This is a genomic window from Oscillatoria sp. FACHB-1407 (assembly GCF_014697545.1).
Classification (GTDB): Bacteria; Cyanobacteriota; Cyanobacteriia; order Elainellales; family Elainellaceae; genus FACHB-1407.
This window is the reverse complement of the sequence record NZ_JACJSA010000004.1, coordinates 179,132-194,072: the sequence shown is the minus strand read 5'-3', so window position 1 is coordinate 194,072 and position 14,941 is coordinate 179,132. Positions and strand designations below refer to the sequence as shown.

12 protein-coding genes are annotated in these 14,941 nt (G+C 46.9%); 4 read left to right on the top strand and 8 right to left on the bottom strand.

Features of this window, described 5'->3' with window-relative positions:
• Positions 1 to 80: 80 nt before the first annotated feature.
• On the top strand, positions 81 to 731 hold the full coding sequence (gene hisIE / locus H6G89_RS08980) for a bifunctional phosphoribosyl-AMP cyclohydrolase/phosphoribosyl-ATP diphosphatase HisIE (RefSeq protein ID WP_190505132.1): 651 nt from the start codon (positions 81 to 83) through the stop codon (positions 729 to 731).
• Positions 732 to 743: 12 nt separating this feature from the next.
• Here the strand turns inward: hisIE and H6G89_RS08975 are convergent, their stop codons facing one another.
• The 5 genes from H6G89_RS08975 to H6G89_RS08955 all read right to left on the bottom strand — a co-directional run bounded on the left by H6G89_RS08975 (position 744) and on the right by H6G89_RS08955 (position 3,753).
• Positions 744 to 968, bottom strand: coding sequence for a hypothetical protein (locus H6G89_RS08975; protein ID WP_190505130.1), 225 nt, complete (start codon positions 966 to 968; stop codon positions 744 to 746).
• Positions 969 to 1,105: 137 nt separating this feature from the next.
• Positions 1,106 to 1,243, bottom strand: a complete 138-nt coding sequence (locus H6G89_RS08970) for a hypothetical protein (RefSeq protein WP_190505128.1) — start codon at positions 1,241 to 1,243, stop codon at positions 1,106 to 1,108.
• A gap of 104 nt (positions 1,244 to 1,347) precedes the next feature.
• A complete protein-coding gene (locus H6G89_RS36100; RefSeq protein WP_190505126.1) occupies positions 1,348 to 2,172 on the bottom strand; it encodes a calcium-binding protein in 825 nt (274 codons plus the stop codon).
• A 799-nt stretch (positions 2,173 to 2,971) separates the two neighbouring features.
• Positions 2,972 to 3,199, bottom strand: a complete 228-nt coding sequence (locus H6G89_RS08960) for a response regulator transcription factor (protein WP_190505123.1) — start codon at positions 3,197 to 3,199, stop codon at positions 2,972 to 2,974.
• A 68-nt stretch (positions 3,200 to 3,267) separates the two neighbouring features.
• Entirely contained in the window at positions 3,268 to 3,753 is a 486-nt protein-coding gene (locus H6G89_RS08955) for a Dps family protein (RefSeq protein WP_190505121.1), read from the bottom strand.
• 345 nt (positions 3,754 to 4,098) lie between these two features.
• Here H6G89_RS08955 and H6G89_RS08950 point away from each other — a divergent pair, with 345 nt between their 5' ends.
• A complete protein-coding gene (locus tag H6G89_RS08950; RefSeq protein ID WP_190505119.1) occupies positions 4,099 to 4,824 on the top strand; it encodes a glutathione S-transferase family protein in 726 nt (241 codons plus the stop codon).
• A 128-nt stretch (positions 4,825 to 4,952) separates the two neighbouring features.
• Here H6G89_RS08950 and H6G89_RS08945 read toward each other — a convergent pair whose 3' ends face one another.
• Positions 4,953 to 7,262, bottom strand: a complete 2,310-nt coding sequence (locus tag H6G89_RS08945) for a tetratricopeptide repeat protein (RefSeq protein WP_190505117.1) — start codon at positions 7,260 to 7,262, stop codon at positions 4,953 to 4,955.
• Between the two features lie 646 nt (positions 7,263 to 7,908).
• Between H6G89_RS08945 and H6G89_RS08940 the strand changes: the two genes are divergently transcribed.
• Positions 7,909 to 9,402 carry a M16 family metallopeptidase gene (locus tag H6G89_RS08940; protein ID WP_441339443.1) on the top strand — a complete coding sequence of 498 codons (1,494 nt, stop codon included), beginning with the start codon at positions 7,909 to 7,911 and terminating at the stop codon, positions 9,400 to 9,402.
• 110 nt (positions 9,403 to 9,512) lie between these two features.
• Positions 9,513 to 11,012: a M16 family metallopeptidase gene (locus tag H6G89_RS08935; RefSeq protein ID WP_190505113.1), complete on the top strand. Its 1,500-nt coding sequence runs from the start codon at positions 9,513 to 9,515 to the stop codon at positions 11,010 to 11,012.
• 172 nt (positions 11,013 to 11,184) lie between these two features.
• On the opposite strand, the gene H6G89_RS08930 is transcribed toward H6G89_RS08935, so the two are convergent.
• Positions 11,185 to 11,385, bottom strand: coding sequence for a hypothetical protein (locus H6G89_RS08930; protein ID WP_190505111.1), 201 nt, complete (start codon positions 11,383 to 11,385; stop codon positions 11,185 to 11,187).
• Positions 11,386 to 12,028: 643 nt separating this feature from the next.
• Complete coding sequence (locus H6G89_RS08925) at positions 12,029 to 14,926, bottom strand: NACHT domain-containing protein (protein WP_190505109.1); 2,898 nt, start codon at positions 14,924 to 14,926, stop codon at positions 12,029 to 12,031.
• Positions 14,927 to 14,941: the final 15 nt, after the last annotated feature.

The following is a 14,941-nucleotide window of genomic DNA, read 5'->3' as shown; positions in this document are numbered from 1 at the left end:
ATCTAGCGATTTATCTGTCCTCGCTAACTCAACCTTCGCAATCATTATTCACAATCCGGACGTTTCAGCCATTTCGACCTATGTCAGCCAATCCATCTGTCTTGACCAATCCCGCCATCCCCGTTAATGAAATTGCCTACAACGAACAGGGTTTGGTGCCCGCGATCGTGCAGGACTATCTAGATGGCACGGTGTTGATGATGGCGTGGATGAATCGTGAATCCTTGCAAAAGACGCTGGATACTGGAGAAACCTGGTTTTGGAGCCGATCGCGTGGTGAACTGTGGCACAAAGGAGCCACATCTGGGCATCTGCAACAGGTGCGATCGCTGCGGTATGACTGTGACAGTGATGCGCTGCTCATCGGCGTCGAACAAATCGGTGACATCGCCTGCCACACTGGAGAACGCAGTTGTTTTCACCAGATCGATCATGCGATCGCCCCACCCCCTGCTGATACCCTGTCGCAACTCGCCGCTGTGATTCGCGATCGTCGTGACAACCCCACCCCCGACTCCTACACCTGCAAACTCCTGGCTGGAGGAGACAACAAAATTCTGAAAAAGATTGGCGAAGAAGCTGCCGAAGTCGTGATGGCTTGTAAAGACGATGACCCAGAGGCGATCGCGGGAGAAGTTGCCGACCTGTTTTATCACACCCTCGTTGCCCTGGCACATCACAACGTTGATATCCGCGATGTCTACCGCAAATTGCAAGAACGCCGGAAGTAAGGCAGTGGCTCGTTACCTCTGCCGGGGGGTAATGACACACATTCCATGAATTCCAATGGCTGCGACGATCGCACCCAATAATGCCCACACCACATCAGCAAACAAATTGATGCGGTGAATGTTTTGTCTTGCCTCCGCGACAAACAGAGTACCTACATCACCAGACGTATCGGCAACTCGCGCAAAATTGGCGTACGCCTCTTGCAGGACTACCCAATCCCGTAAGGCATAATCCATACAAAACAGAAAGCAGAAAATCCCTGGCACGATAAGCAACAGGAACAGTATCCCTTGACGCAGCCGCATTTAGTTAGCCTTCCCCCTTCACTCTCTATAAGGCTACTCCCTCTACCCACGTCCTTTCAGCCCCTAAATTAACGTGAATTCGGGACAGGGATTTCGGCGGTTAAACCCGCCGCTACAGGAGCAAAGCCGACCTGCGTCGGTTCGTCAAATCCTGCATTTTCCGGAGTCCGCGTCGGTGGACTTCGCTCTAGTAGCCGCAAATTCATTCACCAGGCTCTTAAACCGAACTGACGTTAAATTACCCAACGCTGGGAAACATTGAGCCTTTGTCACACCAATTACATGATGAAGCTGCGCCAAAAGAGTTGAATTAACTCAGCGAAACAAAGTCAGCTCCAGTGATTTGGTTAGCTCTCACCCCCACTAGAACCGCTAGCAGATCGTTATCCAGGCTGATCAACGTGCGGTTACCCCGTTGGTTAATTTCTAAATCGGCAAAGGTCATACCCGGCAACAGCCCCAACTTATCCTGGCGATCGCGAAAATCTCGCAGAATATCTCGCCCTGTGCCACGCTCCAGCACAAAAGTATCTCTGCCACGACCTCCCAGCAATACATCACTCCCGGCTTCACCTCTGAGTACATCATTGCCGTTGCCCCCCAACAGGCGATCGCGACCATCTCCTCCGTTGAGGCGATCGTTGCCATCCCCACCTGCCAGAACATCATTTGCAGATGTACCCGTCAAGTCATCATCGCCTGGAGTTGGTTGATTGGGGGTTTGAGATTGGTCATCGTTGACAATCGTGCCGAAGCCCTCAGCATCAGCGATCGCCGCATTCACAGGATTGCTCAGACGCACCATGAAAACATCATCAATTTCGAGTACCGCATCTCCCTTAATCTGCACTGTAATCGTTTTGAGAGTCTCTCCAGCAGCAAAGTTGAGAATTCCAGAGGCGGTAAGATAGTCGTCGCCAGGTCTGGCAACGTTACTGATTGTGGCAAAGCCTTCACTCGTGGTGGTGTAAATCACGCTGACTGGTGTAGCACTCGCAGCACTCAGACTCACCGTAAACACGAGATTTTTGGTGCCTGTATTGCCTTCGCTGACGGTGACATCGTTAATGGATAAACCGGGTTGGGTAGAAGTCGTCGCGTTCCGTTGACCAGCTACGAGGAGTGTATTTGTCATGTCAAAAACCTATCTTTGGGAAATCGAGAGCCGAGTTAAAGAGCGTCTTACCAGCATTCACCCTGCTTTGAATGAACGTGAGTCACTTCGATGACCCAAGTCCCCCAATAACGGAGATACCGCAGACAAGGGGACTTGGGGTGTGAGGGGTCAACCATTGCCATTAAACGAATTTCTCTTTACCGTCTACCTCATCCATTGGTATCACCCAACTAGATGAGCCAGGAGAGGTGGTTTTATGTTAAAGCTCCCGAAATATAGCTTTGGTCAGAAAGCTTAGGAGATTTCTAGGAAACAAAATACCTGTAAGGGCGTTTCGTGAAATGCCCCTACCAGAAACCGACTGGTACATTCTTTCTCAGAAATCTCTCTAGGACAAAGGCAATGGGTCAAGCCCTGATTCTGAGGGATCTTTCCGACTCGCCTCCACCCCATCACCTGTGGCTACGGCTATAAAACCCCACTGTATAGCTGTAGTCACCTCAGTTAAGACAAGGCACTCAACAGGACAGACGCGATTAATCGCGTCTCTCTCAGCAGGACTCAAATTCAATGTCCTAATGGTTTTGGCGATCGCTATAGCGGTGGATTTTAGGTGTTGCTTCTATAAATTTCGGAGAGGTGTTTCACGAAACACCCGTATAGCGGCGGTTAATTTTTGAGAATCATAAAAACCCACCCCTACCAAATTGTGATGGGGCTAGTTTTCGATCGCCACCTTGAGAGAGGACACTCTCCATCAACGCCAAGCAGTAAGGTGCCACGACAGCCCCCTGCAAGCTCCTAAAATCGCCAAGTTTTATATCTCGACAATTCCATGTCGGATGGCATTGATCACCACTTCAATCCGATGACTGGCTCCCAACTTGTTCATCAAACTCCGAACATGAGTCTTGGCAGTGTTCAGACTAATATAAAGCTCGGCTGCAATTTTAGGATTGGTGTAACCCTCAACAATTAACTTGAGAACTTCTAGTTCTCGTGCTGAGAGTTTGATTTGTTTATGCTGAGTTAATGCGGTTTTCATGACGAACAGTTGGCTAAGAATGCCATGATCGCTGTCTAGGTTAAATGTGCTTCGAGTTGGACTAATGGCTATGACACCAACCCGTCACTCTTACGCAGCAGTTCTTTCAAAAACCAGCGATGTTTCTGATGCGTTTGGACAAAGCGGGTATAGAGATCAGCCGTTCCAATGTCACCTGCTTGCGCTGCCAGATCGGCGTCGGTGTGCATTTCTTGAATGACCTGTTCATGAGTCGCGATCGCCTCTTGAATCATTTCTGACAACGACAGTTTGCCAACCGACGCTTTGACCGTTGCCAGGGGCAGATAATCTGCCGGATCCGCAACAGGCTGACCGTCTAGCATCAGCGATCGCTCAGCCAATTCATCCAGCATGGCAAACACGTCATTGCCCTGTTCTTCAAACAACAAATGCAGATCGCGAAACAGAGGACCGTAGGTCATCCAGTGATACTTTTTGTAATTCAGATAGGTGACTAAAGTGTTGGCTTGCTGACGGTTGAGAGCTTTGATTACAGCACAATTCGCGGTTTGCGCTTCCAGGGTTGTGGTCATACAGTCTCCTGCTTACGAGTCGATGAGAAGTCGGTTTCAGATTCACCAATTGTGGGGCGCACTTCTGCAAAAGTCCTCAAGAGTCAAGTTCTCGATCGTTTGCTCCAATCTTGAACCAGTTCAACCATGAGTGAGGTGTCGGCAGCCATCATAGGATGATCTTACGGAATTTCGTAGAATGCGCTTACTCTAAACCTTTCCGCTAATTTATGCTCACCCGTTCTTGCTAAAAATAACAACATCTTGCGAAGTCTACTCACTGGGCGATCGCCCTAGACAAAATACGAACGTTCGTGCTAAAAATAATCAGCACCAATGGTCGTGCTTTAACCGGAGAAATCTTTCATGGATAAGACGCTTCAACAGCCAGACTCTACATCAATCAAACTCTACTACGCTCGTCCTTCGCTCTATGCCCGTCCCATCTGGTTAGCCCTTCTAGAAAAGCACCTCCCCTTTGAACTGGTGCCTGTGAATTTGGGAGGGGAACAGTTTGAAGCTGAGTTTCTGGCTCTAAACCCATTTGGACACATTCCGGTCTTAATCGATAATGGGTTTCGGGTGATTGAGTCACAAGCGATTTTGGATTATCTAGAAGCAAAATATCCGACGCGATCGCTGTTACCCCACGATCCAGAAAGTCTCGCTAATGTACGCATGGTGCAATTTGTCACCTTGAATGAACTGTTGCCTGGGGTCGTTGGGTTGTTGATTCATAACGCCGATACCCCTGATGTTCAATACGCTCAATTTCGCATTGCCAATACACTCAACTTTCTGGAATCAATGTTGAGCGATGCAGCGGATCATCCCTTTATTGCCGGAGAGCATCTCACTCTGGCAGAAATCGTCGCCGGGACACTCGTCCCCATACTGCCCCACTTGGGAATCTCCCTCACTCCGTATCCAAAGCTACACGCCTGGTCTGAGCGGTTGTTGGCACGTCCATCCTGGCAAGCCATTCAACTCAGCCCAGAAGAATGGAACAGTTTTACTCGCCATATGAAGGTAATTCCCAAAGTTTGGCAACGTCGTCGCCGCCAACGGATTCAACAACTGCAACCTGTGTAAGGCACAGGGGCGGTGCCGCAAGCGGTGGAGTGCGATTTGTAGCAGTATGGCTGTAGCCACATTTGATGGGGCAGAGGTGAGTCAGAAAGCTCCCCAGAATCTCTTAGATTCTGGGGATTTGCAGGGGGTTAACGATAACAAGCCAATCGCTGGAGGAGCGGAGTGCGGACGTTTGGGGTTCGCAGGGTTTGAGCAACCTGCATCGCTCGATCGTATTGCCCAATATCGGCATACTTAAGGGCGATCGCCTCTAAAAAGCTAGCCCGATCAAAGGGGTCATCCACAATCAGATCTTCTCTTACTACGATTTGGCGAGACTCTTGCCCTGAAATGGTCTTAGCCGTTTCAAAGGCTTGTGCAAGAATGGCAGAGGCTTGTTGCAAATTGCCATCTGCAACGTAATGGTGAGAGACTTCCACCAGAAATCGCGTCTTGTCCTCTGGAGTCGAAAGCGCATTCGCTGCCCGAACCGCCGTTTCAAATTGCCCTGCTTCAATCAGTTGAGCCGCGATTTCATTCAACGTGATCGATCGCTCTCCTTCTTCTCGAATCGCGATCGCTGCCTGAACAGCATACTCATACTGTTGAGCGTTGAGGTATTGTCGCACCATTTGCCGCAACTGATTAACACTATCAACCACATCTCTCTGACTGGCAATCTGTAAGGCTTGCGATCGCAACTGAGCGGCTCGATCTGCCTGCCCCAACCGAGCATAGTGAATGGCGAGTGTTGTCAATCCATCCGATTTTTGGTTGCCCGTGAGGCGATTGGCAATTTGAAGTGCCTGCGCTAACAACCCATTGGCGCGGTTGCGATCGCCCTGCGTAGCGGCCTGGTCTGCAAGTGCTGCCAGCGTTCTCACTTGATAGGGATAACTCCCATTGTTGGTGATGCGCTGAAACAATTGCATTGCCCGATCAAACTGTCGGTTTTTGGCATACCCAACAGCGACGTCCCGGAGTCCTTGATTGCGGGGGTCATCCCAGTTGGCAGGCATGGCATCAATGGCTTGCAGGGCAATGTCAAGTTCTCCATTGGCAGACGCTTGAGCCGCAATACGTTCCAAAATGGAGTATCTGTCCGCAAAGGGACCATCAGCCGGCAAAGACTGCACAATTTGCAGAGCGATCGCATATCGTTTAACCGAGATGTGAGCCTCAATCAGTTGGTTGATTAAACCCGTTTGCACTGACCAGTTGTCAACTTGTCTCGCAACTTCTAACCCCTGGTTAACCAGGGAGATGGCTCGGCTAGAATCAGTTTCTAACGCTGCCAAATCGATCAGGGCTTGAGCTTTAGTCAGAGGGTCGGTAATCAAATTCACCACAGGTAACGCACCCGTAGGATAGCCTGACGCCCTGGCATAGGTCTGAGTCACATTTGCGAAGATTCTAGATCTAAAGCCTGGATTAGATTCACCTTGAACTGTCGCGATCGCCCGATTCAACAGACTTTGAGATTGCTCTGCGGCTCCCAATCGCCCAAATACTCCCGCAAATCGCGCTAGAGTCATCGCTTTGATTTCCCGATGCGTGATTCGTTCAGCCAGTTGCAACGCAGCATCGATCTGGTTAGATGTGGCATAGGCACCAACAATGGCAGCAAGCGTATCATTGCGTGCGTAAGACGCCGCCTGATCTGTATCAGAAATCATCTCAGCGATTTGAATTGCCCGCTCAAATTGCCCTGCTTTCGCGTAGGTCACAGCGATCGGCTGCAAAATCCAGGCACGCCGCAGTGGGTTGGGGTGCTGCACCTGTTGGGCAAACTGGAAGGACTGATCCAACAAGGCGAGGGTCTGGTTGCGATCGCCTAGCTCAGCATATTGTTGAGCGATCGCAGTCAGTGCTTTGGTTTGAAACTCCGCCCCTTGCAGAAACCGAGCCGACTGCACAGCTTGACTCAGCACCCCCGTTGCCTGCTGGTGTTGTCCTAACCGGATATGGTGCTTTGCGACTGCCGTTAACCCCTGCGTCTTAATAGCACTGTAAGCCGTAGGCAAGGTTTGCGTCACCTGCAACATCAATGGCAGTGGCGATCGCCCAGCATCCAATTTTTGCAGTGCCACCGATTGATCGACTAACACCTGCAATACCCCAGTTGGGGAATCGTCAGCGATCGATTGCACCATTTCCGATCGAAAGCGCATATCGGGCGATCGTTGCGTTAGTTGCAAGGCTCGAATCAAAGCCTGTGCTCCTTGTTCAGGTTTACCCGTTTGAGAATAGGTGCGGCTGCGCTCCAACCATTCGCGTGCCGCTGTTTCTGTCACCTGATTACGTTGTTGATTACACTGAGCACCGGAGGCTTGAGCGACCGAGGCTTGAGCCACAATAGTTTGTCGGGAATCGAGTGCCAACACCATAGGGCTGAGAGAACCAACGTAGAGAACGGTTCCCAAGCAACCTAAGAGTTGCTTCGCCAGATTAGATTTCATACGGTAGAAGTTTTTGTGACGAATGATACGATTTACGATTTATGTCTACAACTTGTTATGACGGGTTTTCCTCAAAAGAGTGCCATCTCAACCATCAATCTTTTCTTGAAAAACTATCATTACTTCCGGGTAGTGTTTCCGATCTATTACTACTGACCCCTGGCTGTCAGCATCCTTGCCCCAAGAGGAATACAGGGGATTCTGACAGAGACTATCAACTGATTTGAAACACCATCACCTCCCCCAAATTTCTTGTATGAATCCTGCGTGGAGAACAAAAATATCATGTAATCAGGCTAGCCAATTTCCTCTCGAAACATCTTCATAACATAGGGGATTCTTAAATCCTCCTGATGTCTCCCCCAACGGCATGAAGCACAAGAGCCTGGACATACCCAGCAACATAATTAAGAGTGAATTAAGGGAGATATAACCAGGGTCTGTGTTATGGATTAACTAGAAATTACCGGGTTCCTCTGCCTACGCTATCCTGGAACCTGATATCCTTTGCGGTTTATTTTTAGCGAATCCTGTCTCCATGCGTCAAAGCTCATTCGTTGCCAAACCGTCTTCGCTCTGGCAAGTTCTTCAGGTTTTCAGATCGATTACCTGGCATCGTGTTGTTACGACCTTTTTGTTAGCTGTCATGCTGTGGTGGGCAATGCCTGCGGCGATCGCCTCTGCTCGCACAGCCACTCCGACTTCTGGTTCCATTCAGCCCTACATCGACCGGGTGCTTGACCGGATTACCGAATTCACCCTGGACAACGGTATGCGCTTTATTGTGATGGAGCGACACCAGGCTCCGGTCGTTTCGTTTATGACCTATGTAGATGTGGGAGCCGCCTATGAAAAGGAAGGTAGAACGGGAGCCGCTCACTTTTTAGAGCACCTCGCGTTTAAAGGCACAACTCGCATTGGTACGACTGACTACGAGGCTGAAAAGGCTCTGCTGGAACGGCTAGACGTTTTGTTTGACCAGATTCAAGCGGCGAAAGCAGCCGGACAAACCGATGAAGCTGCCAGGTTCCAGGAAGAATTCAACACGGTGCGGGCTGAAGCATCGAGATATGTCAAACAAAACGAGATGGGGCAAATTGTCGAGCAGGCTGGCGGTGTGGGATTGAATGCAACCACCTCAGCCGATGCGACCCGCTATTTCTACAGCTTTCCAGCTAATAAGTTAGAACTATGGATGTCGTTGGAATCAGAACGCTTTTTAGAACCCGTTTTTCGGGAGTTCTATGAAGAAAAAGATGTGATCTTAGAAGAGCGGCGGATGCGAACTGACAACTCACCCATCGGTAAAATGATTGAGCAGTTCTTAGAAGCCGGATTTCCAGGGCATCCCTATGGGCGACCGATCATCGGTTATGAAGAAGACCTCCGCAATATGCGCCGCCAGGATATCCAGGAGTTTTATCAAGCCTATTACACGCCGACTCACATCATTGCAGCAGTTGTAGGCGATGTGAATCCGCGTGAGGTGAAGCGGCTCGCGGAAACTTATTTTGGACGCTATCAAGCTCGCTCTGAAGCTCCTGAAGTAGAGGCGATCGCCCCAGTTCAAACGGAGCCGCGTGAAGTCACTTTGCGCTTGCCGACTCAACCCTGGTATATGGAGGGCTATCAGCGTCCTTCTCTACGCGACCCCGATCATCTCGTCTATCAACTCATTGCAGCGATCTTGACGGGTGGACGCACCTCTCGCATGTACAAATCGCTGGTCGAGGAGCAGCAGTTGGCTCTGAGCGTACAGGTGTCTAACGGGTTTCCGGGCGATCGCTATCCCACGATGATGTTGATATATGCCCTCACCGCACCGGGACACACGGTTGAAGAGGTTGCCACTGCCATGAACGCCGAGATTCAACGGCTCAAAACGGAACCCGTCTCCGCTGAAGAACTCGATCGCATCAAGACTCAGGCACGAGCAGGGTTACTCGAAACGCTGGCATCCAATCAAGGTATGGCAAGCCTCTTACCTGAATATGAGGCAAATACAGGCGATTGGCGCAACCTGTTTGAAGACCTCCGCAAGTTTGAAGCGATTACCGCTGAAGATGTGCAACGAGTCGCGCAATCTACCTTTGTGCCTGAAAAACTCACCATTGGAAAACTGTTGCCAACGGAGGAGTAAAGCAAGGATGAGGGATGAGAAATAAAGGATAAAAAAGCGGTTTGCTCCTGATCTCTTCTACCTCTACTCCAACCCCTACTCCCTACTCCCTACTCCCTTTACCTCTTGCTATGTCAGATCAACGTCATCCCTTTGCTCAAAAACTCATCCACTACGGAACAATTGCCCTGACCGTCCTTGCCCTGGTGTTACTCGGTTCCTGGCGTTCTCCGGTATTGGCAAGCCCTGCTCGTCACTACACTGAGTTGACGTTTCCACCACTGCCTGAGATCGAACTACCCGACTACACTCGCTATGAAATGGACAATGGCATTGTGGTGTATCTCATGGAAGATCATGAGTTGCCGTTAGTGGGGGGCAGTGCCACATTTCGCACGGGCGATCGCTTTGAACCCGCTGAAAAAACTGGATTGGCAAGCATCATGGGCGAAGTGATGCGGAGTGGAGGAACGGTCAACCATCCACCGGATCGGCTCAATCAAATCTTGGAGCAACGGGCAGCATCGGTTGAAACAGGCGTTGATATCAGCAGTGGTAGTGCCAGTTTTAGTGCCTTGAGCGAAGATCTGGCAGAGGTTTTTGGGCTGTTTGCCGAGGTGATTCGTCAACCTGCGTTTCCTCAAGACAAGATCGAGTTGTCGAAAACACAGTTTCGGGGATCGATCTCACGCCGCAACGATGACCCCGATGAGATTGTCGGACGGGAGTTTCAGAAACTGATTTACGGCACAGAAAGCCCCTACGCTCGCACAGTGGAGTACACCACGTTAGACAATATCAGTCGAGATGATCTGGTGCAGTTTTACCAGACTTACTTTCAGCCCAGCACCATGATTTTGGGGATTGTAGGAGATTTTGACACCGAGACAATGCGATCGCTGATTGAAGAACAATTCGGCGATTGGCAACCTGCTCCATCTGCGGCTGATTTAACATTGCCTGCGGTCAATCAAGCAAACCAGGGTGGTGTTTTTCTGGTGGATCAACCGCAATTAACCCAAAGTTTCATTCAGATGGGGCATCTGGGCGGGCAATTAAACAGCCCTGGCTATGTCCCATTGTCCGTGTTAAACGAGGTGATGAATGGCTTTGGGGGACGTCTGGTGAATGAGGTGCGATCGCGTCAAGGACTCGCCTACGTCGTTTACGCCTATTGGAGTGCTCGATTCGATTATCCTGGCGTTTTTATCGGCGGTGGGCAGACTCGCTCTGAAGCCACAGTCTCTTTCATCCAATCCGTCTTGGCTGAAATTGAGAAAATCCGCACTAGCCCCATCTCTGACATCGAACTCGCCCGTGCTAAAGATGCCGTTCTCAATGCGTTTATTTTTAACTTCCAAACTCCGGCTCAGGTGCTCTCGCGACTGATTCGCTATGAATACTTTGGCTACCCATCTGACTTCATCTTCCGTTATCGTCGTGAGATCGAAAACACAACCACAGCCGATATTTTGGAAGCGGCTCAAACCTATCTTCAGCCTGACCAAATCGTCACACTGGTAGTTGGTAATTCAGCCGCAATTAATCCGCCGTTGAGCAGTTTGGCTCCCGGTGTCGAAGTCATTCCAGTTGATATCACCATTCCAGAAGCAGTTACGAGTAGGCAATAGGGAATAGAAGTCACTGCAATGGATTAACATCAATTTGGTACAGCTTTGCATCGCTCCAACTTGATGAATTATGCTGTCGTGAATTTGATAGCGGGAGAAAGTAGAGGAGTCAGGGGTAGAGGGGTGGCAAAGGAATAACTAATGACTCCTCCACCCCTCCACTCCCCATTCCCTATCGCTCTAACACCGTCATAAACTTGCCTTGGGCAAACGGAGCAGGCACAATTGGCATAAAGTGAACGCGATCATTTACCAGTTGTTTCACATAAAACTCGTTAATCGTGTGTTTCACCTGTTCTCGCGTGCCAATGATCCAAATCTGCACTTTTTCGGCAGGCGGAACGGGCAGCAGTTCGTTAAACTCTGTAGTCATACTATTTGCCTCACTGAAGGAGATGAACTGTAGCGAAGAAAAGCTTAAGGCGTAGTTTCCTAACTACTTGTTTTGCTTCAGTAAGGCGATTGATCCTAAAATCAACACAGCCTAACCTCCTGCCTACATCAGGAGTTAGGTTAGCTGGTTAGCGAGTGTTCCAGCACTCCTAATCAGCGTTATCCTCACCTTAAGCCTGTCTACTGGAAATCCAGTGTTTCATAGAATAATCCAAAGGTTGATTGTAGACAAGCGTACTAAGAGATTTGTTTCACCCGAATAGCATCACTGACCATGAGAGTCGATCTAATTGGAACATTAGCTCATTAGTATGCCAGCAAAGCTCATAGAACCAGAAAAAATGCTAAATAAAATCAGCACGTTCTCTGAGTAGAGGTTAATATGCGGTTATTTAATCTGCCTAATATCCCAATTTTCCAAATAGTGTGAAAAAATCATCCTAATAGGTTCTACAGGGGTATTAGGCTGCAAAAATCGATCTAATTGCCCGATTTTCCAAATAGCGTGATTTTTTCATCCTATTTGACCTATGAGGGGTATTAGGATGAAAAAATCACTCTAATAATATTGTTATACGGCTCGGTTTTTGGTGGTACATGGAGGATCTGTACTACTTTAAAGATTAAGTGGTTTCAGAGGATTTTCTTCGCTCAACTTCAGCACTAGGTAAAAGCAGAGTAGTCTCAATTTCATCTCGAACTGAACGAGTTATGTAGCAATCGCTATTAAGACAGTCCACTAACAGTTTATTTCCGTCATAGTACTCCTTCAAAAGTGTCATCTGATGATGACTGAATTGCCAATTATGCCCTAAATTACTGAAGTCAATCATTAATTTGCAAACTCCATTTCTTAATTGCTCAGACCAGATTGAGCCTTGATTTTCCCACCAATCTTGAAAGATATTTAGATCAGGAAGTTGGCTCTTAAGCTCCTGCAACAATTTAGATAACGGTGCATCAAGCTTTGAGTCCAGATTAAATTCGTTCTGTGATTCTTGTTCTTCAAGCTCAGCAATACGCTCCTCAAGATCTTGAATACTAGAATAGATTTTGGAACGAACAAGATTAATATTTTGTTCATTCTTAAGTGTTGGATTTTCTATATTAATTTCAATATCACTTATTAGATCTGAAAAATCCTGCTCTAACACCTCGATCTCTTTCTTACAATTATTGATCTCTTCGTGGTTTTCTTGAATTTCTTCATTGATTTCTTCAAGTGTCTGTTTAACATAATCTATTTCATCCTGATCAGCTTCTACTTTTTCCTTATCTATTGCCTCAATTTCTGTCATCAATTCTTCACGTCTTTTTTCAAGCTCTTCTAGTCGATCAGCCACTTCTTCATATTGATCCTCAATTTCTAAAAGCTTTGAAGACATATCTTCAAGTACGTCTAATTCTTCTTGAGCTTCTTCAAATGGAGTTAGGTGAACTAAATCGCGGTTTTCGGCAGCCTCATGAAGAACGAGTTCACCATTTCTGCTAACAGTAAGATCGTTATCAATTGCAAAAGCAAGAGTTCGATCTGGGTTGATGGTAGAACCAAAATCAAAATCTAGTTCTACAACAAGTTCCCGAACACTTTCGAGAGCAGCATCTATACGGTCTTCAAAGATTAAATCTGTAGCAATAGATTTCGCACAAACAACAATACTGCTGGTTGCACGTTCGAGGGAGTTTGCACGAGCAAGATCGACCGCAAGATAAAAAGCACGAATAGCTGCTGGCTTATAGAAAGATTCGATACTACGAGATTTCTGATGTATCCAGCTTAAGAAAGCCTGTAAATCCTTGTCATTTTTTATAAGATTATCAACAGTTGATTTCATTGAGCTTAGTAAGTAGTCCGCATTGCGAAGCATTCCGATACTTAGTAGAAAAACTTCACGCCAACGCGGTTCTCTAAGATGCTTGTTTAAGTCTTCTAGTGCTTTTTCTAACGGTTGTAAGCCAAATACAATTTCCCGTGCCGTAAAATATTCGTGAAATGTCAAATGGGAAAAAGAATAAATTCCGCGTGCTCGTTCTGTCAATAATCCATGCTGAGCCTCAATTGACTTTAAAACCGTTTCGCTATCCAATCTGAGAGCTTCTGGATCAAGTCTTGCTTCAGGTAGATTACGAATATAATCAGCAATATAATATTCTAGTTCCGCCTGTTTAAAGAAATAATCACCTCGTTCAAAGGTTTGTTTTGCAATTTGACTGAGTAAATCTTCTTTTCGTTGCAGGGACAGTTGTTCATATATCTGGTCTCGCTCAATATTACGTTTAGCATCCCATTTCTTCAATAGAATATCTAAACCTTCCTTGTACAACTCAGAACGATTAGCAGGAAAATCTGCTTTCTCCTCAAAAACTAAGCATAGTAAAGTTAGCAACAAAGGGCTAGTTGCTAATTCTTGAATTGGCTCATTTCCTTCTAATTTTCGGATGAACTTTTCAATTTTCTCTGGATCTTTTATCTGAAACCACTTTTTGGCAAAAGTGTGTATTTGAGTTTTATCAAAATCTGCGACTTCCACCTCTGTAAAACGCTCAAATGTGTACTCTTTAGCTGCAATACGACAAGTTATAACGAACCAGTTAGAATCGAATTGATCTGAAAAGTCTTTAATCTCTCTAATTGTTCTTTTGGAATCTTCATCTCTAACTTCATCTAAGCCATCAAGTAGGATCAGCCCCCTACCTTGCCTAAATAAATTCTCTACCTGTTTCGAGCTAATGTTTTGTTTTGAAAACTGTAAAACAATATAATCCATTAAACTTGGATACTCTTTGTTTTTATTTATACCGTTTGAATTTGATGTCTTTTCTACTTCAGCAAAATCTTTTAGAGTAATAAAAATAGGGACTTTACCAGCTTGAAAATTTCCTGAGTTACATTGAATCGCTAAGTACTTCAAAAAAGTTGTTTTACCTGCTCCTGGCTTTCCTAAAACCATCAATTTTGAATACTTCTCAACAGCTTTGATACCAAGAACTCTTTTTTCAGATATTTTTCCAAGCCCAAAGCGATCGAAATTAACTTGATTACAGTTTTGTTGCAATTCAGAAAGACCGATACGCCGACGACTAGTAATTCTTTCGAGAATGTTGACGTTTGTATAAACTTCATCTATACCGACGGGTTGGCTCATGTCCAGTACGCGCATAGTACCGTACTGCTTCTGAACACTACTACGTCTTTTCCTCCTTACTCTGACAACTAAATCATCGACATCAGAGTTAACACTATCTAGTTGTTTAGCGTTTTCTGGAGCCAGTTTTACCTCAGTATGTTTTGGAAATTCTGGTCGTTGAACAATTTCATTCCAGTCCAAATCCAGTTTATGGCAAATAGTATCAATAAAGACATATCGATCAAGGCTTCCCCCATTGAAGAACTTACTAACAGTTGAGCGGGCAATGCCAAGTTCTTCAGCCAATGCCTTCTGAGTTAGACATGCTCGGTTTAGTGCCGCCTTTGCTATTTCAATCCCTCTTTCTGAAGCTCTAAGCGTTCCTCGGCTCATGGCTCAACTTTAGAA